This window comes from ANME-2 cluster archaeon, assembly GCA_019429385.1.
GTDB lineage: Archaea > Halobacteriota > Methanosarcinia > Methanosarcinales > Methanocomedenaceae > Methanocomedens_B.
The window spans coordinates 47511-70935 of record JAHYIS010000008.1 but is presented as its reverse complement, the minus strand read 5'-3'; the positions used below and the strand labels follow the sequence as shown (position 1 = coordinate 70935).

General features: G+C 46.8%; 20 protein-coding genes and 5 tRNA genes. 6 read left to right on the top strand and 19 right to left on the bottom strand.

Annotated elements, in window-relative coordinates:
• The coding region (locus tag K0A89_04680; GenBank protein MBW6517778.1) for a carboxypeptidase-like regulatory domain-containing protein at positions 1–679 on the top strand (679 nt) is incomplete at its 5' end.
• 164 nt (positions 680–843) lie between these two features.
• Here K0A89_04680 and K0A89_04675 read toward each other — a convergent pair.
• From K0A89_04675 to K0A89_04650, 6 genes are all read right to left on the bottom strand, one after another.
• Entirely contained in the window at positions 844–1821 is a 978-nt protein-coding gene (locus K0A89_04675; GenBank protein MBW6517777.1) for a flippase-like domain-containing protein, read from the bottom strand.
• A complete protein-coding gene (locus K0A89_04670; protein MBW6517776.1) occupies positions 1821–4022 on the bottom strand; it encodes a hypothetical protein in 2202 nt (733 codons plus the stop codon). Before K0A89_04670 ends, K0A89_04675 begins: the two co-directional genes overlap by 1 nt.
• A gap of 16 nt (positions 4023–4038) precedes the next feature.
• A complete protein-coding gene (locus K0A89_04665) occupies positions 4039–5775 on the bottom strand; it encodes a flippase-like domain-containing protein (protein MBW6517775.1) in 1737 nt (578 codons plus the stop codon).
• 76 nt (positions 5776–5851) lie between these two features.
• Positions 5852–6871 (bottom strand): 7,8-didemethyl-8-hydroxy-5-deazariboflavin synthase subunit CofG, encoded by a 1020-nt coding sequence (gene cofG, locus K0A89_04660; protein ID MBW6517774.1) that lies wholly within the window; start codon positions 6869–6871, stop codon positions 5852–5854.
• Between the two features lie 49 nt (positions 6872–6920).
• Positions 6921–7610: a TrkA family potassium uptake protein gene (locus tag K0A89_04655; GenBank protein ID MBW6517773.1), complete on the bottom strand. Its 690-nt coding sequence runs from the start codon at positions 7608–7610 to the stop codon at positions 6921–6923.
• 17 nt (positions 7611–7627) lie between these two features.
• Complete coding sequence (locus tag K0A89_04650; GenBank protein ID MBW6517772.1) at positions 7628–8626, bottom strand: potassium channel protein; 999 nt, start codon at positions 8624–8626, stop codon at positions 7628–7630.
• Positions 8627–8726: 100 nt separating this feature from the next.
• On the opposite strand from K0A89_04650, the gene cofD reads away from it, so the two are divergent.
• A complete protein-coding gene (cofD, locus tag K0A89_04645; protein ID MBW6517771.1) occupies positions 8727–9641 on the top strand; it encodes a 2-phospho-L-lactate transferase in 915 nt (304 codons plus the stop codon).
• 124 nt (positions 9642–9765) lie between these two features.
• On the opposite strand, the gene K0A89_04640 is transcribed toward cofD, so the two are convergent.
• The 3 genes from K0A89_04640 to K0A89_04630 form a co-directional block, all read right to left on the bottom strand.
• On the bottom strand, positions 9766–11148 hold the full coding sequence (locus K0A89_04640) for an ATP-binding protein (GenBank protein MBW6517770.1): 1383 nt from the start codon (positions 11146–11148) through the stop codon (positions 9766–9768).
• A 165-nt stretch (positions 11149–11313) separates the two neighbouring features.
• On the bottom strand, positions 11314–12144 hold the full coding sequence (locus tag K0A89_04635; GenBank protein MBW6517769.1) for a DUF4143 domain-containing protein: 831 nt from the start codon (positions 12142–12144) through the stop codon (positions 11314–11316).
• Positions 12145–12314: 170 nt separating this feature from the next.
• Positions 12315–12620, bottom strand: coding sequence for a winged helix-turn-helix domain-containing protein (locus K0A89_04630; GenBank protein ID MBW6517768.1), 306 nt, complete (start codon positions 12618–12620; stop codon positions 12315–12317).
• Positions 12621–12747: 127 nt separating this feature from the next.
• Between K0A89_04630 and K0A89_04625 the strand changes: the two genes are divergently transcribed.
• Entirely contained in the window at positions 12748–14265 is a 1518-nt protein-coding gene (locus tag K0A89_04625) for a cobyric acid synthase (protein ID MBW6517767.1), read from the top strand.
• Between the two features lie 33 nt (positions 14266–14298).
• Here K0A89_04625 and K0A89_04620 read toward each other — a convergent pair whose 3' ends face one another.
• Both K0A89_04620 and K0A89_04615 read right to left on the bottom strand, forming a co-directional pair.
• Positions 14299–15588, bottom strand: coding sequence for an erythromycin esterase family protein (locus K0A89_04620; protein MBW6517766.1), 1290 nt, complete (start codon positions 15586–15588; stop codon positions 14299–14301).
• A gap of 255 nt (positions 15589–15843) precedes the next feature.
• Complete coding sequence (locus K0A89_04615) at positions 15844–16848, bottom strand: H4MPT-linked C1 transfer pathway protein (GenBank protein MBW6517765.1); 1005 nt, start codon at positions 16846–16848, stop codon at positions 15844–15846.
• 184 nt (positions 16849–17032) lie between these two features.
• Here K0A89_04615 and K0A89_04610 point away from each other — a divergent pair, with 184 nt between their 5' ends.
• Entirely contained in the window at positions 17033–17452 is a 420-nt protein-coding gene (locus tag K0A89_04610) for a 30S ribosomal protein S6e (GenBank protein MBW6517764.1), read from the top strand.
• Between the two features lie 139 nt (positions 17453–17591).
• On the opposite strand, the gene K0A89_04605 is transcribed toward K0A89_04610, so the two are convergent.
• Positions 17592–17666: transfer RNA gene (locus K0A89_04605), tRNA-His, on the bottom strand.
• 134 nt (positions 17667–17800) lie between these two features.
• Between K0A89_04605 and K0A89_04600 the strand changes: the two genes are divergently transcribed.
• Together K0A89_04600 and K0A89_04595 are read left to right on the top strand one after the other, a co-directional pair.
• Positions 17801–17908, top strand: a tRNA-Gln gene (locus K0A89_04600).
• A gap of 33 nt (positions 17909–17941) precedes the next feature.
• Positions 17942–18016 (top strand) — tRNA-Glu (locus K0A89_04595).
• Between the two features lie 161 nt (positions 18017–18177).
• On the opposite strand, the gene K0A89_04590 is transcribed toward K0A89_04595, so the two are convergent.
• From K0A89_04590 to K0A89_04560, 7 genes are all read right to left on the bottom strand, one after another.
• A tRNA-Thr gene (locus tag K0A89_04590) sits at positions 18178–18281 on the bottom strand.
• A 36-nt stretch (positions 18282–18317) separates the two neighbouring features.
• Positions 18318–18395: transfer RNA gene (locus tag K0A89_04585), tRNA-Arg, on the bottom strand.
• A gap of 97 nt (positions 18396–18492) precedes the next feature.
• Positions 18493–18882, bottom strand: coding sequence for a DUF473 domain-containing protein (locus K0A89_04580; protein MBW6517763.1), 390 nt, complete (start codon positions 18880–18882; stop codon positions 18493–18495).
• A 23-nt stretch (positions 18883–18905) separates the two neighbouring features.
• Positions 18906–19658: a proteasome assembly chaperone family protein gene (locus K0A89_04575; protein ID MBW6517762.1), complete on the bottom strand. Its 753-nt coding sequence runs from the start codon at positions 19656–19658 to the stop codon at positions 18906–18908.
• A 63-nt stretch (positions 19659–19721) separates the two neighbouring features.
• Entirely contained in the window at positions 19722–20873 is a 1152-nt protein-coding gene (locus tag K0A89_04570; GenBank protein ID MBW6517761.1) for an aminotransferase class I/II-fold pyridoxal phosphate-dependent enzyme, read from the bottom strand.
• 5 nt (positions 20874–20878) lie between these two features.
• Positions 20879–22168: a UDP-glucose/GDP-mannose dehydrogenase family protein gene (locus K0A89_04565; protein MBW6517760.1), complete on the bottom strand. Its 1290-nt coding sequence runs from the start codon at positions 22166–22168 to the stop codon at positions 20879–20881.
• 26 nt (positions 22169–22194) lie between these two features.
• On the bottom strand, positions 22195–23403 hold the full coding sequence (locus K0A89_04560) for an NTP transferase domain-containing protein (protein MBW6517759.1): 1209 nt from the start codon (positions 23401–23403) through the stop codon (positions 22195–22197).
• Between the last annotated feature and the right edge of the window lie 22 nt (positions 23404–23425).

The window sequence follows — 23425 nt, the reverse complement described above, 5'->3', positions numbered from 1 at the left end:
TTTAAGTTTTGCTGATAACACTTTCCAAAAACCATCTATCACCACACCTGTACTTTCTTCCCGCAATGTTACTACGGGTGAACATGTTTCGATAACAGCAACAGTATCAGTGGGTGCAACATATGCTATTGTGGATGGGGCACAATACCGGATTGAAAATGGTTCCGGTGAGATTGTTCCATGGACTCCAATGTTTGCTGACGATGGAAATTTTGATGGTTCAAGTGAAGATGTTAACGTCATTATTAATACTTCGAATATGAACATCGGGGACTATACTATTCAGGTGCGGGGCATGGCAGGTGGTAAAGCACAGAGCGATTCTGCCAGGTATTATCCAATGAACGGTGATGTTTCAGGAGCATTGTCAACAATGCTAACCATCGCACAACCGAGTGGTTATATCAACGGGACAGTAACAAATGGCAGTTCACCGATTGCAGATGTTATTGTTTCAACAGATACTGGAATATTTGCGGTTACGAATAATTTCGGTTTTTATTCCCTTGCATTACGACCGGGTGAATACAATCTTACTGCCTCAAAAGAACCTGAATATTATTCAAATAGTTCAACTGCTCTTGAGGTCTTCTCAGAAACGACTATAGTACAGGATTTTATCCTTGCTTTAAAATCTACAGGTTCGATCACAGGTAATGTTACAAATAAAGCGGGTTAACTTTTAAAATTAGTTTTTATATGTGGTGGATGAATATTATACGGGATTAACAGGATATTGGCTATTTTCATCCATTTACTTTGTTTTATACTGATTGTACATAAAGTCAATTTCAACAAAATAACTGGATATTCGAACAATGCATACACAACATTGCCAACACCTCATTTCCTCCCGCTTACCACATATACTATCGCACCCAGGACCACCAGTCCCCAGTAACTGACCGCCCTGTCAAGTATGGCAATGCCACCTGCTACCCCCACGTCTACTCCTACCAGTACGAACACCCCGACGATGGCGAACTCCACTGCACCAAGTCCGCTGGGCGTTATGGGAAGTGCTGAAACAAGTGCTGCAGACAATGCTACAAATACAATTAATGATAATCCAATCCCGACATTATGGGCCGATGAGAGGGATGCTACCACAAAATACAGGCGGACTGTCTCCATGCCCCATATCGCAATGGTATAGAAAATGATCAAAAACACAGAACCCCTGCCAGCCGATTCATGCAACCCCTCAGCGAAATGGGTGAATATCTGCTCGAACCTTGCAGGCAGCCTGCGGGCAATCGCAGTTTTTCCAGACGAAAAACCAACCACTACAGAAACCAGAATAACCAGGATTGCAAAACCAAAAGCTAAAGACAACCTTATGGCTTGCGGTATGTCTGTTCCAAATACCATGATACTGGAAACACCCATCAGGATGACCAGCAACAGCACGTCATAAATGCGCTCTACATAGACCGTACCGAAACTCTTAGATATAGGTATACCCCAGGCCTTTTTCGCAAGATATCCCCGGTAAACATCCCCCATTTTGGCAGGTACGAGGGTGTTGGCGAACCAGGATAGCATAAATATTTCACTGGCATCCTTCAACCCTGCCTTAACCCCGATATTGTTGAGCAGTAACCTCCAGCGCTCACCCCGTACGGGCAGCGAGCCAAAATACACCGCCGCCGCAGCAACAATATAACCGGGATTTGCCTCCTGTATAACCTCAATGACCCTATCAAACTCTATCCTCGAGAAAAGAAAATATAACACAAAGAGCGCAACTGCAAAAGAGAACAAGGTCCGGGGCTCAGCAAGCCGCTTTATAGGTGAAACGGGCTGCTCATTATTGACCACTATCTCACCACTTGATAAATATGGACATTGGGATTGAAATAAACCAGTTCGAACCTGCCAGGATTCTTATCAAAGAGCTTCCTGGTATCAGGACCACCGTACCTTTCCTCCTCCACGCCACCCACATAGATATACTCCACCTGGTATTTGTCCAGTACCTGGTTCACGGTACGCAAATCACTGGACATGTACACCTGTGATACCTCATCCCACCGCTCATCAACGGTCTGTGCCTGGTTCCTCCAGTTATTTTCATGCCCACCCCACCCTATTACGGTAGGAAGGCCTGTGAAGGTGGTCACGTGGGTGTTCGGGCTGTACGTGTTGCCAGGACTCTGGAGCACCACAGGGGTACCGTTGAGTTCGTTGAGCCATATTATAGCATTGTACTCGTTTTGATAATCCTTAGCAAAATATGCCGACCCATCAAGAGTTGGATTATTCTTGAAACTGCCGGAGCGAGAATAGGTAGCGAATACCGGATACGATAGTGCAGTCAGTATCATTATGACCGACACTATTGCAAACGTTTTGTTCTGCTGCCCCATCATTCCTTTACGGTTCCACATGTGATAGAATGATACACCCGCTGCCAGCGCCCAGACCAGCCAGTGTTGAACATATATCTTGAACACTGTATTGAACCTGATATAGTCCGGAGATTGGATGCCAAATGAGTCCTGTATGTAAAAGAGTTCACAAAACAGCGATAGCAATGCACCCAGCAATATGAGTACATAAACGAACTGACGGTCGGGAGCATCCTCTTTTACCATATTGTAGACGGACATTACTATGAGGGGAAGGACTATGACCAGGATCTGGATGTTGCTCAGGTATGCCGCAAGAGCTGCAAGAACAAGGCCGGACAGTATCAGTTTCATATCCGGATAAAACCGATCATAGAATCGATCAATGGCATACACGAGAATAAAGAACAGTAAAATACCGAACACTCCCAAATAGAAAATAAGCTGAGTCTGGTCGTACTTGACCAGCTTAATGGAATGCGACACGCCACTGGCTATCACATGGTAGGGTAGGTATAATAGTATACTGCTTATGCCAACAATAGCACACATGCCTAATGTACTGGCATATTCATTTGGAAATGGGGCCATTATCCTGCCCACAAAGCTGCTTTGCTTCCCCGGTTTGGCAGATACCCGTATTCTCCATGCCAGCATAACAATAACAAAGAATATTGCATAGGTGGGATAGTCCCAGGAGTTCAGTGGGAACATGAATCCCAGCAACAGGGCGACCGCTGCCAGTGCAGGGTAGTTGTATTCCTTTCCCTGAAGCAGCAAATTCAACAACAGGGCGATCATTAAAAGCTGGAATGCTATTGCGATCATATGGGCATGAAGGTCTGCCTGGATAAAACTGAAATACGGGAACTCATTGATGGTGTTTGGAATCACCCTGCTGGTAGGCCAGTAGTTGTACGTGGACAGGCGTGTCAACACATTCCCGGCTGGGACATTGAACATGCCATAATATTTTGGGATGAACAATATCACCAGTAACTGTACAAATCCAGCCAGGTTTCCGAATATTACCACGAACGCCATGACCAACAGCCCAAATATACGGCTACGGGTCAAATGCTCCCCCAGCCCGTACGCTGCTGTGACAGAGAGGGCGAACATGGATGCTACCCCGAGGTTGAATCCGATAGCTGCTTGAACTCCAGAGAGCTTGATCAGGTTGGCGGCCACAAGATAGCCAAAATAATAGTACTGCATAGGTTCGCCTGAGAGCCAGGGGTCCATGGGAGGGAAACTGGTGCTGCGGAGTATGATATTGATAAAACTCATATCCATGAATTTCTCACCCCCGGTCCAGAATATTTCCGGACGGTATGCCCGCAGAATTACAAAAAACAGGAAAGCTGCAGTGAACAATAGTTCCGACCTGACAAGAGTTTTTTGATCGAAGTGAAATCCTCTGTTCACAAATACGACCATTGATAGGGAAAATACCATCAACACAGAAATACCGACGATGATGGTGTTGTATTCAAAACCCAGGTATGTTAGTACCCACGAGAAATATGTCACCATTACAAGTCCCAGGATCTTTGACAGGGTTACACCTCTATCCTGCAAGTTCCTGAATATCCATGCAGTAGCAGGCATGGCTGCAAGTCCTATAAGTTCAAGGACCACCCACCATTGTATTATTTCAAACCATTCCATAACTGTATCGCCAATGTTATTTGTTCTTCTTAATATCCAGCAATTCAGGCCATTTTATATTGAACTTTGTAAGGTATACTGCCCCGAAAACCAGGGTAACTGAGTTCTTGATAATATGGTCTATCACTGCAGCTGCTGCCCCTACATATCCGACGATACCTGCAATTCCGAATATAAGGGTAAGTGAGGCTTCGTACGTACCAATGGCGCCGGGCGTGATTGGGAACATCTTTGCAAGGTTTCCCACTGCCACCGCTAAAAACACAATGGCTATCAACGTTGTCGGTGATGTGGTATTATGCACAAACGGGAATGCAAAGAGCACGATATAGCAGGTGAGAATATCAATGGTCCAGACCACCAGCGATGAAAAGAATACTATGATGAAGTCTTTTACATTGGAAGATACTGTGAAGATCTCGTCAACGAATTTCCTGGCAATACCAGCCACCATGTCGGTGTAATCTCCTGACCTGGAAAACCTGAATATGATGCGCTCAACCGGGGATAAACCGTCCCTGCCCCGCGATGAGAGGAAGTAGATACCTGCAAAGAACAGTACGATAATAGCTACTGATGATAGTATCAGGGGCATGATCCAGTTGTCGATAGATTTCTCGGCCATAACAACAAGCACAGAAATCATTCCAATGACCGTTATAGCAATAATGTCAAATATTCGTTCCACGGCCAGCGACGACATACCTGTGGTAAGGGGGATGTCCTTTTCTTTTTTCAGGATGTATGCCCGGGAGATATCGCCAATCCTGGCTGGGAGTATCACGTTTGCAGACTGGCTCATGAATATGGTACCGGTAATGAAGTTCAGGTCGTGAGCATAACCCAGCCGCCCCAGGATATGCTGGTACCTGACCCCTCTCACCGGCCAGGACAGAAGGTAGACCACGACTGCCAGGCCAAACATCGGTGATGATGCTGATAATGCAGCCTGCCATACATCCTCTATACCTACGAGCGTGAATATGAGGAACAACAGCATCAGTGCCAGGATAAACGTTAGTAAGACCTTTCGCCTGCGTCCTATGTGCGGGGCGCTCAACTGCCATCTCAATCTCACTATCTGACTGCCCATGCCAATCACGTCTTTGACCAGGTCAACCTTGGTGGCACCTCCATGTCGCCATCGAACCGGGAATTCCTTTACTTTGTAACCGGCACGCTGTGCCCTGACCAGCAGTTCGGTATCCCAGAACCAGTGCTCGTCCTCGACCGAATCCATAAGTTCGAACAGGGAACTCCGTTTGAATGCCTTGAACCCGCACTGGTGGTCGTACAGGCTCGAACCCAGCAAGGTACGGGTAAGAAAGTTAAAGCCTTTGGAAGCAATACCACGTTTCATGGGCCGCTTTACATCACTGTACGGCATCATCCTGGAGCCAGTGGCAAAATCATAGCCATCCCTGTAGATAGCTGCAATCAACTCTTCAAGGTGTGACATATCAGTAGCAAGGTCCACATCAATGTAGCAGAGAATCTCACCACGTGCAGTCTTGAAAGCATGGTTCAATGCCCGGCCCCGACCCTGTCTTTCGTCATTGTGAAGGTGTCGGACATAACCCAGTTCTGATACAAGCTGGGAAGCAAGGCGATCAGTACCATCAGTACTCCCGTCCTCTGCGATTATGATCTCGAAAGATTCTGTAATCTGTGACAGGGTCTGCGCAGTTGTAATAACCGTATCATGCAAGCGTTTTACTTCATTATAAGCTGGTAATACAAGCGAGATTTCAATGCTAATGGCATATTCTCCTGTTGTTTTTATTTATTTGGTAGAGGCTGAACTGTGTCATTGATAGTATTAATGATTACTATAATTTGCGTAACATTGTACCCGAAAGTTCAATTTCAGTGGTTTTCCTGTATCCTTCATCATCGGTCAATTGATGGATAAGCGAACGTAATTCCTCACCGAACCAATCATCCAGGATATATTTTGGATAGATAGGGAGTCTTTCACGAAGCACGGTATCTTTTCCAGCTGTTTGCTTCAGTTCCTCCACGTCAGGCCATTTATGTTCAGGGTTGATGTGGTCAATGGTCTCGGAAGATATGCCACCAAGGTCGGAGGCACCATGTTTGATAAGTACTCCTGGTGATATGAGGTTGGGCGGCACCTGTACAGCCACATCATCAGGCAGGATATCCCTTGCCTGTTCGACTGTCCAGAGCATCTCTTCAAAGGATGGCGGTTCATGTCCTGCCATGGGCGTATCTGGTTTTGGAGTAAAATTCTGGATGATGACTTCCTGGATATGTCCGTACTTACGGTGCAACCCTGTAATGGTCCTGAGGGAATCCACCCGGTCGCTCCTGGTCTCGCCGATGCCCACAAGCAATCCTGTAGTAAAAGGTATCTTCAATTTCCCTGCATGTGCAATGCTCTCTATCCTCTTTTGCGGTACCTTGCCCGGACTGTTATCATGTGCCTGCAATTGGGCAGTGGTCTCAAGCATCAACCCCATACTGGCATTGAATGGTTTGAGCAGGGCAAGTTCTTCATACGACAGCAATCCCGGGTTGCAGTGGGGTAACAGTCCTGCATTTATAGCCATCCGGCACAGGTCCAGCAGGTAATCCAGGGTCCGTTCATATCCTATAGTTTTGAGCCGCTCCAAATATCTGATATCTTCCTCGGGCCGCTCTCCAAAGGTGAACAGTGCCTCGGTGCAACCGCTTCCTGCGCCTCTTTGGAGTATTTCTGCTACTCTGTCAGGATGGATGATATAAGCCTGCGGGTCCTCCGGGTTGCGCCTGAATCCACAATAACCGCAATGGTTCCGGCACATGTTGGTGACAGGGATAAAGACATTTCTGGAATACGTGACCATACGCGTTTGTTCTGTCATCATGGATCATCTACTACAAAGGAACAATCGGTTATTTTACAAAGGTTTCACGGAACCGATTAATCTGTTCAACATTACCCAGTACTGCAAGGGTCATACCTTCTTTAATAACGGTATGAGGGTCAATCTCTGATCTGGTCTTATCCTCTGCATGTATCCCTATCACTGTGCAACCGATAGAGTTGCGCAGGTCAAGTTCGGCCAGGGTCTTACCGGCCAGGGGCGAGGACGGACCGATGGTATATTTCTCGATCTCTATTCCTTCATACATCAGTATGGTCTCTTCCCGCAGCGGGTGGTCATGCGGTAACACCGCGATCTGCCCCAGCATCTGTCCGGCGATTATGGAAAGCGATGCCACATAATCGGCTCCTGCTTTGTACATCTTATCTATGGATTGATTGTCATTAGCACGTGCCAGGATAACACTATCAGGATTCAGTTTGCGCGCTACCAGGATGGCAAAAATGATGTTGGAATCAGACCCGATGGTCAATATCACGGTGGACGCATGCTCCACACCCACTTTCTTCAGGGTCGACTCGGAGGTGGCATCCCCTGTATAATAAGTAAAATCCACATCTTTGAACACTCCTTCATTCGAGTCCACTACCACAAAGAGCACTCCGGCATTCATCAGGCGTTGTACGACCCTGTGGCCTACATCACCATATCCCAGTACAATCGTGTGTTTCTCGTTCAAATCCAGTGAACTGTTCATATCTATCTCTCTTTTTGCTAATGGGTAAGTCGTTTGAACTTTCTCAACTGTTGTTTATTGCCAACTACCAGTAATATGGAATTCCGCTTTATTACATCATCGGCCACGGGATTAAGGGATAATTTGCCTCCTTTCCATATCCCTACAATGTTGGCGCCGGTCAGTTCACGTATCCTGGATTCTTTCAGGCTCTTTTTCAGCAGAATGCTGCCAGGGTAAATAGGGAACTCGGCAATTTCGAGGTCATCCATGAAAGCGATGCTGTTAATAACCCTGTCTGTAAGAGGTTCTACCGACTTGCGACCGATAAATGAACCCAGGAGGGATTTTGGTGATACCACCCTGTTGGCACCTGCATATTTCAAATAATCTGCATTATTCTTATCGTTCACGATTGCCAGTATCTCAATGGTACAGAATTCCCGTGCTGTCAGTATGATACTGGCATTCTTTTCATCATTCTGGTTCGCTATGAGCAGCCTGGCCCTGCATACCCCTGCGGCATCAAGTACTTTTTCTTTGGCAGGGTCTCCAAAAATACAATTGGTGCCCTCTTTTAGGAGTGAACGTATCTGGTTTTCATCGTCGTCCACTACTATGAATGGCATGCTATTGTCTTCCAGTTCGTTTACCAGTGATTCGACCATCTTGTTGTAACCGCATATGATAACATGGTCGTTGAGTTTCGTGGGGGCAATGGTAGGCAGTTCACCCCGTATCTGCGTCTCGATCCATGGTATTACCACCAATGGGAAGAGCAGTGCAAATAACATGATGACCCCTGAAATCGCCACGACTATGCTGAATATCATTCCAATGGGGGTAGTCATTACTATATCCCCATACCCTACTGTGGTCATAGTGATGATGACAAAATATACACTTTCAATAAAGGTGAACGATTCTCCTTCAAAATGTGACTTGATGAATATTGCAATATAGCTATACAATAAAATCATCATCAAAAAGAGGATAATGTAATAGTAGATGGTCCGGCCCGACTCTTTTTTTTTCATGAGGAATCATGTATGTAATTGGAATAAAGGCATATAAACATTATTTATCGCACGCTTCTTTTCAATAAGGTTAATATTCTGCCCTGTACTATGAGCATGCATGCTTGTATTATCAGGCGGGACCGGAACACCAAAACTTCTGGCTGGTCTTCGGCAACTTATACCTGATGAAAATATTACCGTTATTGTCAACACGGCAGAGGACCTGTTGGTATCGGGAAACCTGGTTTGCCCTGATATTGATACGGTCACCTACCTTTTTTCCGGTCTGCTTGACATGGACAAATGGTGGGGTGTGGCAGGGGATACCTACCATACCCATGAAGCCCTAGCCAGTGCCGGACACGATGAGGTGTTAAGGCTGGGGGACAGGGACCGCGCCACCCATATCCTGCGCTCAGAATGTATCAGGCAGGGTGCATCATTGACAGAGGCTGTGGGGAGGACCGCCCGCATGCTGGGAGCGCAAGGCACCATCCTGCCGATGTGTGACGAGCCTGTATCGTCGATGATAACCACCGATGACGGTACCATGCATTTCCAGGATTTCTGGGTCGGAAAGAGGGGGCGACCTGAAGTAATGGGTATTGAGTACCTGGGTATTGAAAATACTACTGTTTCAGATGCGGTCCACAAGGCTGTTGAGCAAGAGGATACAATACTAATAGGTCCCAGCAATCCTATTACAAGTATAGGCCCCGTTCTTGCTGTGAAGGGGATGAGGGAGCTGATACGCAATAAACACGTAGTAGCGGTCAGCCCTATCATCGGGTGCGAGCCTGTGAGCGGGCCTGCGGGCAAGTTGATGAGCGCCTGCGGGTGTGAGGTGTCATCCAGGGGGGTGGCCCGGTTCTATGAGGACCTGCTGGATGTGTTCGTGGTGGATGAGCGCGACGGGTTGGGGCTGCGGGATGTTGAGGGGATGGGTGTGGCTGTGGTGAGTGCGGATACTCTGATGACTTCGGCTGAAAAGAGTAAGGTGCTGGCTGAAGTGGTGATCGGACAAATGGTTTAGTCGGTAATGTAGTTCTTTTGGTTCAGAAGATTTATATTTATGTGGTCAAAGTTCTTTATACACTGGTAATCACCGGGGCTTATGCCCAATATTACACGAAGTCCACTGTTAGTCCCCTTCATTGTTACAAGTCATTCAGGGTAAAAAGCAAAATATCCTCTTCTTTTGCAACTTCGTGTAAGCGTTTTGAGAAACCCACTTTTGAGAACAGGCAGTAATGCTCTTTACGTGCATCGTATTGCCATTTTATCAACCTCTTTTTGTCATTTAGCTTTGTTAGAATATCCACATCCATCTTGCGGTTGTTCCATTTACATTCCCCAATGAGAATCTCTTTTGTATCATCGTTTAAAGCAACGATATCAATCTCATCACCTTTGCGGTTCCACCATGAACCGATGTTTTGGAACACGAACGGAAGTTTATTTTCAACATTTGATCTGTGCAGAAACTCAACACATATGTTTTCAAAAACCGGCCCGATGTATTGATCAAGTTCAGATTCGATTTTTGAAAGTACATACTCTGGTCTGCCACTCTCAATAAACCCACGGTTCTTGTGAATGAAGCGAAACCAGAATTTGAAAAAATTGTCTTTGATAAAATACCTGCCCATTTTGGATTTGGATGCTTTTTCATTCACGGGAACTTTGCGCACCAGAATTTCATATTCATTGATAAGGTCGGACATGTAAGGCCCAAGACTGGTATTTTTAATACCGGTTCGGTTTGCTATGTCATTCAAAGTGCTTGCTCCGCTGGCAATTGCCTCTAAAATTGAAAAATATATCCTGTATTGAGTTCCAAATTCACTTATCAATATATTTGTACCTTCATCAAGTAGGGGAGCACCAATGCCCAGGAATTGTTCAAAGATGATGTTTAATAGCGTTTTGTCAGTTACATTCTCTAATAATTCGTAGTATTTTGGAACTCCACCAAATATTGAATATATTTCGACAAAGGAACTGATTTGGAGTCCCGCCAGAATGTCTTTGCAAACATCATACTGCAGAGGTTTTAGATCGAATAGTGCATCCGAGCGTCCAAAGAGTGGCGTTTTATAGTCTTTGAATAGATGTTTCATAAGACCTATGTAAGAACCAAGAAACAAAAATGAATATTTCCGTTCATCTTTGTATTTATCCCAGTATTTTTGGATGATAGACAAAACACCAGTGTTGATTTTTTTAAAGTTTTGGAATTCATCAAAAATGAATATCTCTTTGTCGGGTAGCGTAAACAAAAAACCAAAAAAATCATCGAAATCCTTAAAGTTGGGAACATAATCAAGGCGCTCCATCAATATGATTCTGAAATCTTCAAGGATTAACAATTCTTCTTTTTCCGCAACAAAAAAGTAAAACGAGTTGTTTCCAAAAACATGCTGCACAAGCCGAGTTTTACCAATACGACGCCTGCCGTAGATTACAATCATTGTGCTCTTGTCAAGCGATGTCAATGTTTGGAGTTTCTCAATCTCTTCTTTACGGTCATAAAATTCCATAAATGTATGTATATAGTTCATTAGTACTTAATAGTTATTGTTAATTGCAATAATTGTAAATCACAATAATTGTTAATCGCAATAACTTGCAAATGGTAGATATTTGTTTGAGGAAAAAAACATGATACTCTTGTTAGCAGTTACAAAGGCAAGTAAAAATGATACCTAAGCCGTGAATATTAACAGAAACATCCACACAGGAATGCACAGGATATTCTTCCTCATCTCAAACAGGTTCCGGGTGACAACCACCCCAAAATCCAGACCCTGTACGTCCATGAAATAGTGCAGGTTCTTCAGGTCATGTTCATAGATATTGTTCTGGTATTTCACCTCAACAGGCACAATCTTCCCGTCAATGTCCAGCACAATATCTACTTCATGCTTTTGCTTATCAGTGAAATACGAGATATTCCTGATGTCAAAAAAACTCCTGAACTCCTTTGCAGTCAACAGGTTGGAATTTACAACCGATTCTACCAATAGTCCGGAGTTTTCATCCATTAAACTGCGATTCTTAAGCATGGCGTTGCTCAATCCTGAATCTATTACAAAGAATTTCCGGTTGGAACGTATTTGTTTTTTCACGTTCTTTGAAAAAAGAGGTAAACTTCCTATCAAATGCGTGGATTCCAGATAATTTATCATGTTTATGACAGTATCCGTGCTGATGGAGAGTGCCTGTGCTATCCGGTTATATGAGGCTGTCTGGCAGTTGTTCCGGGCAATGTAGGTGAGTATCTTTTCAAGATACTGGGGGTTCTTTATCTGGTATTGTACTGCAATATCTCGATATATTGTCTTTTCAACCACGTCGGCAATAAGGATGTCCTGCCATAGCCGTATGTCTTTTGCAGGATGGTATTCTGGATATCCGCCAGATAGAAGATATTCATTGAAATAGAGTACTAATTCATTCTGGAATTTTGTGAGATCAAATTTGTCACTGTTGACATCAATTTTAAATATGTCCTTGCCGCCATAGGTTTCTAACAATTCGGTTCTGCCTTTGAATTTGACAAATTCCTTGAAGTTAAGGGGTAATCAACCATTTCGGTTTTGCAGCTACGTCCGAGGTAGCTAAGGGTGATAGGAGTTACATACCTCAACCAAATGCATCAAATCCCGCACCAACCAACCATAACCCCCAACACCGCTCCAATCGCTTAAATATTCGACAGCAGCCCCAATCCCTTATCGGTCAGCCGGCAGATATCCCCCTCTACCACGGCAAACCCCCCCTTATTAAGAAAATCCAGCTGGTAATCCAGTTGCGACCGGTTAACCCCTGTCTCTTTCATCACATCCGCCAGTGATTTACCAAAAGCACCAATAGAAACAATGATCTTCCTGCGCACCGGATTACCCAGTGCCTTGAACATCATGTCATGGTCCCCTGTCTTTGCCTCACGGGCCGTGGGGCCACGCATTATCATGTCTTCCAGTTCATCATCGTCAACGTTCTTGTTCATATCATCAAATCCTGAAAATAATGTTTAGGTTACTACAGCATAAATCTTACCTGCTCCCCCCTTTATCAATATGCTTTTCAATCTTCAGGTTAGACATAGCCATCAATCAGCATAAGGATAAAAGACAATGAACAACACAGCAAAACCCCTGATGGTACTGGGCACAGGCTCACATGTAGGCAAGAGCGTGATAGTCACAGCCCTGTGCCGCATCTTTGCCGAACAGGGCCACACTGTTGCACCCTTCAAAGCCCAGAACATGAGCCTCAACTCCTGGATAACCGAGGATGGTAGCGAGATAGGTATCGCACAGGCCATCCAGGCAAAGGCATGTGGCATCCTGCCGACCGCAGACATGAACCCAATTCTCCTCAAACCCAAAGGCGACCGCAAGTCCCAGGTGATACTATTGGGAAAACCGTATGCCGACCGCACCGCCGGGGACTATTACGATTCCATTGAAGACATGATGAACATTGTCGAGGGCGCATACGAAAGGCTGGCCCAACAGTACGATACCATCGTCATAGAAGGGGCCGGGGGTGCCGCCGAGATCAACCTGTACCACCGCGATGTGGTCAATATCGGTACTGCCAGGATGCTGCATCCCCCTGTCATCCTTGTCGGTGATATCGAGCGCGGCGGCGTGTTCGCCAGTATCTATGGCACCCTGAAACTCCTCCCCGAAGACATTGCGCCCCTGGTCAAAGGCATCATCATCAACAAGTTCAGGGGCGACCCGGCAATACTGGAACCCGGCATACGGCAGCTTGAAGCACTCACGGGGGTGCCGGTACTGGGCGTCATCCCCTATACCGGGCTATCCATTCCCTCAGAGGATTCGGTTTCCATTGCCGACAAGGTACGCTCCGCATCCAAAGACAACGGGCTGGTGGATATTGCAGTTCTCCGCCTGCCAAGAATATCCAATTTCACCGACTTCGAGCCCCTGGAGCCCTATTCAAATGTGCATTATATTGAACCGGGCGATGACTTAGGGCACCCAGACGCCCTTATCATTCCCGGCACCAAGAACACCATTGACGACCTGAAAGTGCTGCAGGATTGCGGCTCTGATGCCCGGATACTTGAACTTGCAAAGGCAGGTGTTCCTGTTATTGGCATCTGTGGCGGCTACCAGATGCTCGGCAGTACCATCACTGACAGCGGTATAGAAGGGGGAAGCGGGGAAGCTGCAGTTTTCAATGGCCTGGGACTGCTGGATATTGCCACGTATTTTACTGAATATGAAAAGCAGACTGTCCAGACCGAAAAGACAGTAACAGGTAACGGCCCCATCCTGGGCTGTATAAAGGGGCAGCAGGTATCAGGTTATAAAATCCACATGGGTAAGACCCGGCTCGGGGATGAAGTACCCGCTTTTGGTGATGATGGCTGTGTGAATAAAGAAGGGCTGGTATGGGGGACATACCTGCACGGGTTGTTCGAGAATGAGAATCTAAGGGATGCTTTTTTGGAGTTCCTGTATAACGGGCGCGATATGTCATATAGTGCTGTGAGGGACAACGTGGAGTATATTGAACCCTACCACCAGCTTGCAACGCATTTCCAGGCACATGTTAATATGGATGCCATTGAGAGGATGCTGACAGAACAGGGGACAGTAGACGTTAGTAGACGTTAGCAGGCATTAGTATATGCCCGGGGTCATATACCTTTATTGCAGCGGTGGCCCACCGCGGCTATATATCGTTGAATCCAGGACAGCCAGCCAGTCGAAATCGGTGAAACTTTGGGGAGTCAGTGCGAAATAGGTCGTGTTCTTTATACTGCCCGAGCGAGCCGGAAGAGTTGATATTGCCGTGGTCGGAAGCCCCTGGCTTTTATGCGTGGGAATGAACCGCACTGGTCCCGGCACGGCAGTCAGCAGGGCTTCAAGCGTGCCGGGTTCGGGCTGGCCGATGCCATTGGCATCAGAAACGCCCAATGCCGAACCGATGACGACATAACCTGGGCCGAACATCTCATTGAGGTGCGAACCCGCCGGCCACCATGAGTATACGTCAGTGCCGAATTGCCATTGTGACTCTCCATGTTTCAGATGGCTGTTGTGAGCGAAGGCCAGCACTTTCCCCCGGCCACGCTCACGAGACACCATGTACGCCAGATTATCCGCCATCATCGCATCGCGAATGCCGAGAAGTCTGGAAACCCGTTCATCCGATTTTCGGGCTAAAGCGGCATGATAGTTCAGTAACTGCCGTGCCACCAAAGCATATTGCCTGGCTTCAAGATAGCAGCTTTCGCCGCTCCTTGCCACCAATTCGGGACGGCGTATGTGCAGTTCTGTAATGAGATCCTCAGTTTCGATGCGCAATGCAGTTGCCTCTGGTGACAGTCCTACCGACTTCGCCGGGTCGAACGATGCGGCTGGGTTCTCCCAGTCAGAATCCTGGCCCAGAAGGTGGTCTATGCGTTCGCGATATTCTTTGCCTCTGGCATTATCGATCGAAGCGAGGTAATCGAGAACAAAATGCAGGACCTTGCCTGGACTATCGGTGCCGACCATTTCGGTCGGACTATCGAAGCCGTAGAACTGGAGTTTGACTCGGTGGAAAGGATCGGCATTGTATCTCCGCATCCACTCCACGAGTTCCCGGTTCGCATCGAGCAGGCCGAAGCCGTGGCTAAATCCGGTGTCCTGCACAGCCTCATATGATGCCGGGCCGCGACCGGCAATGTACTCATTCACCACGCGTGCCCGGGGGAAACTGCTCTCGATGGCAATGGCACTGTAGCCGTGCGTCTCAACCAAACGCTGGAAAAGCCGGTTGCGGAGTATAAGAATGTCCTCGCCGCCATGGAGTGCTTCTCCAAAGCCGAGCAACTCCACCGGGTCGTCAAATGAGGCGATGACCCTGTCGATGGAGGCATTGAAGGTTTCGGACGAATCGACTGAGAATGGAATCGCTTCATGGTGAATCCAATCGTCGATGGTGGTATACACCAGGTCGGTACTTCTCAGAACAAATAACTTTTTTTTCATATTCTCATAACCTCAAAATAATGAGATAATTCCATACATTTTCTTTTATTAATCTTTTTTTCGTGTAAGGTCAATAACGAGTAATTCTTCTGGTACCGGATGTCATAGAACGAACAACGTTTCCGGCGATGAGAAAGGCGCAGACAGAGAATCGTTTCATCGAGACTGTTTCGGTTTGACAGCATTACTTCATGAGGCCAAAGGGAACTTTCTGCGTCAGTACGATAACTGAGAAGAGGTATCATATTCGCTGAGCAGGCAGGCAACTGCAAATGCCGGGAATACTTTTGAGATGTCAGGGCCGTATTTTCTGGACAGCAAGGTGCTTCCAAGTCCTGCATGCCGGGCAGCATCCTGGATCAGTAGCTCGCCCAGGCCCGCCCCCACTACTTTTTTAATACCATGCTGCTTAGAGAGTAATTCCAGTGCTTCAGATAGTTCATCCCGCTGGTGTAGATAGATCTGCCTGGCAATATTCATGATATCTTCATGTTGCAATTCTGTGGTGTCTGCACATACCACCCTTGCAAGGCGCCGGGCCGCAGATTTGGGGGTCTTTCCCTCACCATCGGGCGTATCGCAGGTATAATCTTCAGGCCGGACGCATCCCAGGAGTACATACGCGTCACCGGTCTGGGCGAACAGTTCTGAAGCGACCCTGTACTGCACGCCACCCAGTTCTATCCTGTTCATGAATGCTGCAATGTTCGTGCGCAGCATGCCGCGATAAAGCAGTTCATGGCGGCCTAAACGTTTCAGGTCAGTATCTCCTGCAAGCGGGCGCCCGTTCTTCACAGGAATGAGGTCCGTGGTGGTACTGCCTGCATCGACAAAAATGCAATCAATATCTCTGCCTGCCAGCAGCGCCGAAGCCATCCAGTTGGCGGCTGCCAGTGAGCGGATATCACTGATATTGCTGCTGTTCGAGAAAAGACCGTGGTGGTCAAGGTACATTGCACCGGGAAATGCTGCATCTACAGCGTCTACAATGAACCGTACACCCTGTTCCTTGTCAGGAAAGCAATCTGCCAGTTCGCCGGTTATGACCACTCCTACTTTTCCGGGTTTGAAACGCCTGGCCATATCCTGAAGGGCCTGGGGGAGCTGAGTATCTTTCCACAACGGGATATAGTGCAGCTCGACGATAGAACGGTCTGCAAAAGCTAATTTGGTGTTGGCACCACCGATGTCAATGCCAATTACGGGTGCCTCCTTGTTCATATATCTCCTGATAGTTCCTTATATGTTAATAGTATTGCATTGTGTCGCTGACCATGGAAATGATGGTATTTGTCCATCCTCACGATAATCTTAAATATCTTTATAGCTTGTAAAGTCCGATATATTCATACGTTTGAATTGAACTTCATATTTCAAATTTGATGATCCCATAAGGAGATAATGAATGGCAGATTTCAGAGTTATTGTTTCAGATAGAAAGACAGGACATGCACACCAGATACAGATTTCGGATAACAATATCAACAATTTTATCGGTAAGAATATTGGTGATATTGTAAAGGGAGACGCTGTGAACCTACCGGGATATTCCCTGAAGATCACTGGCGGAACTGATAATGGCGGGTTCCCCATGCGAAGCGGCCTTCCAGGTCCCAGCCGTCGCAAGGTACTCGTATCAGGTGGCGTTGGATTCAAGACCAAGGTTGATGGGATGAGACGCCGTAAGGCTATCAGGGGCGAGGAGATAGCTTCCGATATTGGCCAGATAAATACGGTTATTGAAGATTACGGCAGTAAATCCATTCATGAACTTCTGGGCGGCGGGGCCGAAGCTGGCGAAGGCGCCGCAGACGAATCTAAATAGGTTCGTCTCATTCCTTTTTATCCTGGTTATTTAAATCCACTTTGTTACGTGGAACTTTTTATAATGGTTTTATAATTCCGCAATCCTGAGGTCACTTACAACAGAAAGGATTATTAAAAAGTCCGATGGTGAGTTGAAATGGGGCCCGGGTCGGGAATCGAACCCGAGTCGAAGGATCCACAGTCCTATAGGATAACCCCTACCCCACCCGGGCACATTGTATTGTGGGTAGGCGAGTGTTGCTCTTGGATGCATTGAAAAGACATAAACGTTTTGATACAATTGTCAATTATCGGCCCAGGTAACAATAAAGAATAAGTACTTTAATGCGCTATTAGGATACCCTGCAGTCCCGTAGGGTAGAGGTCAATCCTGCAGGCCTTTGGAATCCCGAGACTCTTGTAGGGTCGAGGATGAGGACAGCCCGCGACGGCGGTTCGAATCCGCCCGGGACTATAATTCAATCATATGCAACAAAAACACCATCGTGCTCCGGTAGTGTAGTCCGGTCAATCATTCCGGCCTTTCGAGCCGAAGACTCGGGTTCAAATCCCGGCCGGAGCACTTTACATTTTGTTAGGCTTTTATCTTTGCATCAAGACCATTTTAAAAATTATACTACTCTATAGAAAATTCGATCTTCCTATCATATCTATGTCTGGTATTGAACACCGATCCAATTTTTTTAAAAATCACAATCCCAAAAACGGTAATAAAAATTAAGAAGCCTCGGGGGGGATTTGAACCCCCGACCTCGTCCTGTTTGGAGTCCTGCGAAACGTTCACAGCACATTACCAAGGACGCGCTATACCCCTAAGCCACCGAGGCATGATGATATGTCCTGTTTTTCCTTTCAATTTCAACTGGCGGGCCCGGAGGGATTCGAACCCTCGACATCCGGGTTAGAAGCCCGGCGCTATATCCTGGCTAAGCCACGAGCCCACAGGCGTTTACCGATTTGGCCAGTGGACTTTCAAATAGTATTCCAACCATAAAAACTCTTTGGTACAAATTCCAAATAAAAGAGTTTTATGGCATATCATTTTGCTTCAAGATACGTGACACTGTCAGCATCCACAAAGAAAGGACTGCCCATAACAGCATCTCCAACCGTGCGTACCCTGGCAATTCCCTGTAACTGCAATTGAATCCTTGCTGCAAAAGTTTCGCACTCCTCAAACATCTCTTGCGACCTGCTGACAAAGCGATGCATTGAGATATGCCGTTCCTTTATCTTTGCCAGTATACCTATTGTCCCGGTCTTAATATCATTATAACTGGATTTGGTCAGGAAAAGCAGGTCGCCAACTTCAGTATGATAAACGGATAAAAAATTATGGGGACTGTGTATCTCAATAGTACGAATACAGTTCTCCTGTAGCTCCTTGAGCACCTGCGAAGATATACCTGTTAGCGCTATATATTGCATTTACAACACTCCCACGCTTATTCTTACCCGTACATTGGGAACTCACGTCTGGGTTGTTCGCCCTCTTCTGTAGTCCTGACCTGTTCAGCAAGTTTTTGCAGTTCAAGTTCGATCTGTTCTGCCTGTTCAAGCAGGTTTTCAGTGTTAATAGAGAGATCGTAGATATTATTTAAGATCTTTATGACCATTGCCGCAGCTCTGGGGTCAGGGTTTGGACTGTTGGTCTCTCCCAACAGGCTTACCGCGGGAATATTTCGCATGTAGCATTCTGTCATCACGCTGCCGGAAATACCGCTTATCGTACCAACCTGGAATACCTCAACATGCTCTTTTATTTTTTCAAGCATTTCTTCATTGGTTGCTGCCCCAAAAACTTTGTTTTCGCCAGACATGGTAGCTATCCCTGCAATTGATACGATCTCTCTTACATTCAATGACTGGGCCCAGTCTATCAAAACCTTACTGACCTCGTATGAAATAGTCGGATGAATGGGGATATCAGAGATCACGGTCAATATATTGTGTTCCACACATTCATAAATACGAACGGGCATATTGATAATACCATTGAATAGAACCGCAATTGGCGGGAAATATTTTGATTCAATACTTCCAATATATTTCATGTTCAGTTCATCTATCAGATGCTGGCTGGCAATATTCCCAACAAGCCCAATACCCGGAAAACCCTCAAAAATAATCGGGTTTTCAAGTGATACCGACTTAGTAATAATTTTTACATTTTCTCCATACTGGGATTTATCATCACCTGACATAATCTCACCGAAATGAAACTTTATACCTCCTAATAAATAAGTACATCGATATTGCATCGATGGTTATAGGTTTTCCAGTCTGGATACAGCTTTTTGCAGAGTTTCATCGCTCTTGGAGAACGTAAACCTCACAGTGTTTGCCCCCATTTCAGGATTTTTGAAGAAACTACTGCCTGGCACTGCCGCCACGCCGATTTCAGAGGCAAGATAATGCGCAAACGTAACATCATCTCCCCTGTCAAATGCTGAAATATCAGCCAGGATGTAATATGCCCCCTGGGGAAGCTTACAGGTAAATCCATTCTTGGTAAGAGCATTATAGAGCATGTGCCGTTTTTTATCATACATCCTGACCAGTTCTTCATAGTATGCAGGTGGCAGGTCAAGGGCTGCAACACAGGCATGCTGTAAAGGAGCCGGTGCCCCTACCGTGAGAAAATCATGCACCTTGCGTATGGCACCTGTCAGATGGGGCGGCGCAAGCACATACCCCACACGCCAGCCGGTAACACTATATGTCTTGCTGAAACCCCCGATAGTAATGGTGCGCTGGTCCATGTCACCCATCGAAGCAATACTGGTATGCTGTGCCCCGTCATAGATGATATGCTCATATATCTCGTCTGTTATCACGGTTACATCATTGTCGGTTGCAAGGTCAGCGATTATCGACATCTCTTCTTTGTCAAACACCTTCCCTGTGGGGTTGTTGGGCGTGTTCAGGACCAGTGCCTTTGTCCTGTGATTGAACGCTGCAGCAAGTACATCAGCATCAAAGGTAAAATCGTCCCCTTCCAGGGGTACGAACCTGGGCACTGCACCGGAGACCGCTGCATCAGGACCGTAATTCTCGTAGAACGGTTCAAAAATGACCACTTCGTCTCCCGGGTCTATCATTGCCAGCATGGATGCCATCATTGCCTCAGTGGTACCGCAGGTCACTGTCACTTCCTGTTCAGGGTCTGCCTTGATGTTGTTGAACCGGGCAGCCTTGTTCGCTATCGCTTCTCTCAGTTCCCTGGCGCCCCATGTAATAGCGTACTGGTTATGGTCGGTCGTAACCGCATCACAGGCTGCTTTTTTCAATTCTTCGGGCGCAGGGAAATCAGGAAATCCCTGGGCAAGGTTCACTGCGTCGTAACGCAGTGCCAACCGTGTCATATCCCTGATCACAGATTCGCCAAAATAGTCACAGCGTTGAGAGGTCTTTTGCAATGTGCTCACCAGCATAAGCCCACATATTCGATCCCATTGCAGGAAATGACGTTGCGCCCATCAATTACCAGCGGTCTTTTCATAGTCAAAAACTCATGGCACAATGACCTGAACTCATCCCACTCGGTCATCACAAGACAACCGTGGGCACCTTCCAGGGCCTGCGCCGCGCTGTCGCAATAATGAACGATGGTATTGTCAAATAACTGCTTCATAATATCAGCGGCCATGGGGTCATATGCGGTAACAACAGCACCCCTGTCCAGTAATGCCTTTATCACAGGTATGGACCTGGATTCCCTGATATCATCGGTATCATTCTTAAATGCCAGGCCCAGCACGGCAATGGTCAGGCCGTTCAGGTCGCCAAGTCTGGACTCCAGCAGGTCTACCATTATCAGGGGCTGGAGCTCATTGACTTTGATCACGGAATTAAGCAATACAGGTTCATATCCCTGTTCCCTGGCTTTCCCTATCAGTGCCTTGACGTCCTTGGGGAAGCACGAACCCCCGAAACCTGCACCAGAGTTCAGGAAATAGGGCGATATCCTGAAATCCTTTCCCACAGCGTCCATAACCTGGTAGGTATTGATGCCCAGTTTCTTGCAGATATTCCCTATCTCATTTGAAAACGATATCTTGGTTGCAAGGAACGAGTTGTTCACGTATTTTATCATCTCTGCCGTGCCGGGATCTACATGGGTTATCTCACGTTCAAGACCTGCATACAAAGCAGATACCGTATCATCTGAACGCCGGTCTATGGCACCTACCACAATCTTATCAGGATGCATGAAATCATACACGGCCTTTCCTTCCCGAAGGAACTCCGGGTTCATGGCAGCACCAAAATCCACACCCGCTTTTTTACCTGAAACGCTCTCAATGAGCGGCACCACCACATTTTCCGTGGTCTGGGGCACGACTGTGCTTTTCACAACAACTACATGGTATCCGTCTTTTTTAGCCAGTGCTATACCAAGGCTTTTACTGGCTGCCCTGACAATGGAGAGGTCGATATTGCCTTCATCATCCGACGGGGTACCAACGCAGATGAACGATATGTCAGTACTGGACACAGCATCATCATATTCTGCAGTAGCCCGAAGTGTCTTACCTGCATGTTTTGCAAGGAGTTCTTCCAGTCCGTCTTCATATATTGGAGGTTCGCCCCTGTTAATCATATCCACCTTTTCAGGGTCGATGTCTATACACACCACATTGTGCCCCAGTTCGGCAAAACACGCTGCTGTTACCGTACCTACATAACCGGAACCTATTATAGAAACATTCAATGTTAAATCACCAATCTTAATAGTTCTTATTTATGGGGATAATGATCCCTTACCAATTCACCTGGCTGGATATTACTGCCTGGCTCGATTACCGACCCCACGTTCAACATGCTGTTGATGCCGGTATGCACGTTATCACCCATGATGGTACCCAGTTTCCTGCGCCCGGAATCTATCCTTTTACCGTTAATCAAAATCTTAATATTGCCGCCATCATGCCGCAGGTTCGCCACTTTCGTCCCGGCCCCGAAATTACAGCCAGTGCCAATGACACTATCACCCACATAGGACAGGTGGCCTATATGTGTCCTGTCCATGATTATCGAGTTCTTGACCTCAACGGCATTGCCGATACGCACACCCCTGCCCAGGCTGGTATATGGCCGGATATAGCAGTTAGGTCCAATATCGCAATCTGGTCCGATTATTGCCGGTCCTTCAATATATGCGCCGCTGCGGACCCTGGCACCCGTATCGATTATCACAGGACCGTGGATATGTACACCATCCTCGATGTCGCCTTTGATATCTGTGTGAATGGTCTTGAGGAAGTCCCTGTTCGCATCCAGGAGCTCCCACGGTCTACCTACATCCTGCCAGGTGCCGGAAAGTACCTGATAACCCACATGGATACCGTTATCGATCATATCCTGGATGGTCCTGGTTATTTCATATTCGTTTCGTGTGGATAGGGGTGTCCTGTCAATACCGCCGAACACTTCAGGTTCAAAAACATAAATTCCTGCATTTGCAAGATTGGTTGGAGGTTTCTCTGGTTTCTCGTGCAACCTGACCACCAATCCTCCTTCGACTTCCAGCACACCGAACTGCGATGCATCTTCCACTTCAAGTGCTGCCATGACCGCCACTTCGTCCCTCTCAAGCAGGGTCCTGACCTGTGCTGTTGTGACCATGACATCGCCATTCAACACCAGGAACCGCTCATCGATCAGGGTGCGTGCAGTACCGATGGCATGGGCAGTGCCCAGCCGTTCTTCCTGTATCACATAATCAATTTTAACACCGAACCGTTCCCCTTCCCCGAAATGTTCCATGATAGTGTCGCCCTGGTACCCTATGACCAGGATAACGTGGTCAACGCCGGCATTTTTTACCTGTTCAATGACATGCTGCAGTAAGGGGCGGTTCCCGATAGGAAGCATCACTTTGGGACGGTGACGGGTGAGCGGACGCATACGCGTTCCTTCTCCGGCGGCAAGGATTACGGCTTTCATGCTGCTCCTGTTTTGTATCTGT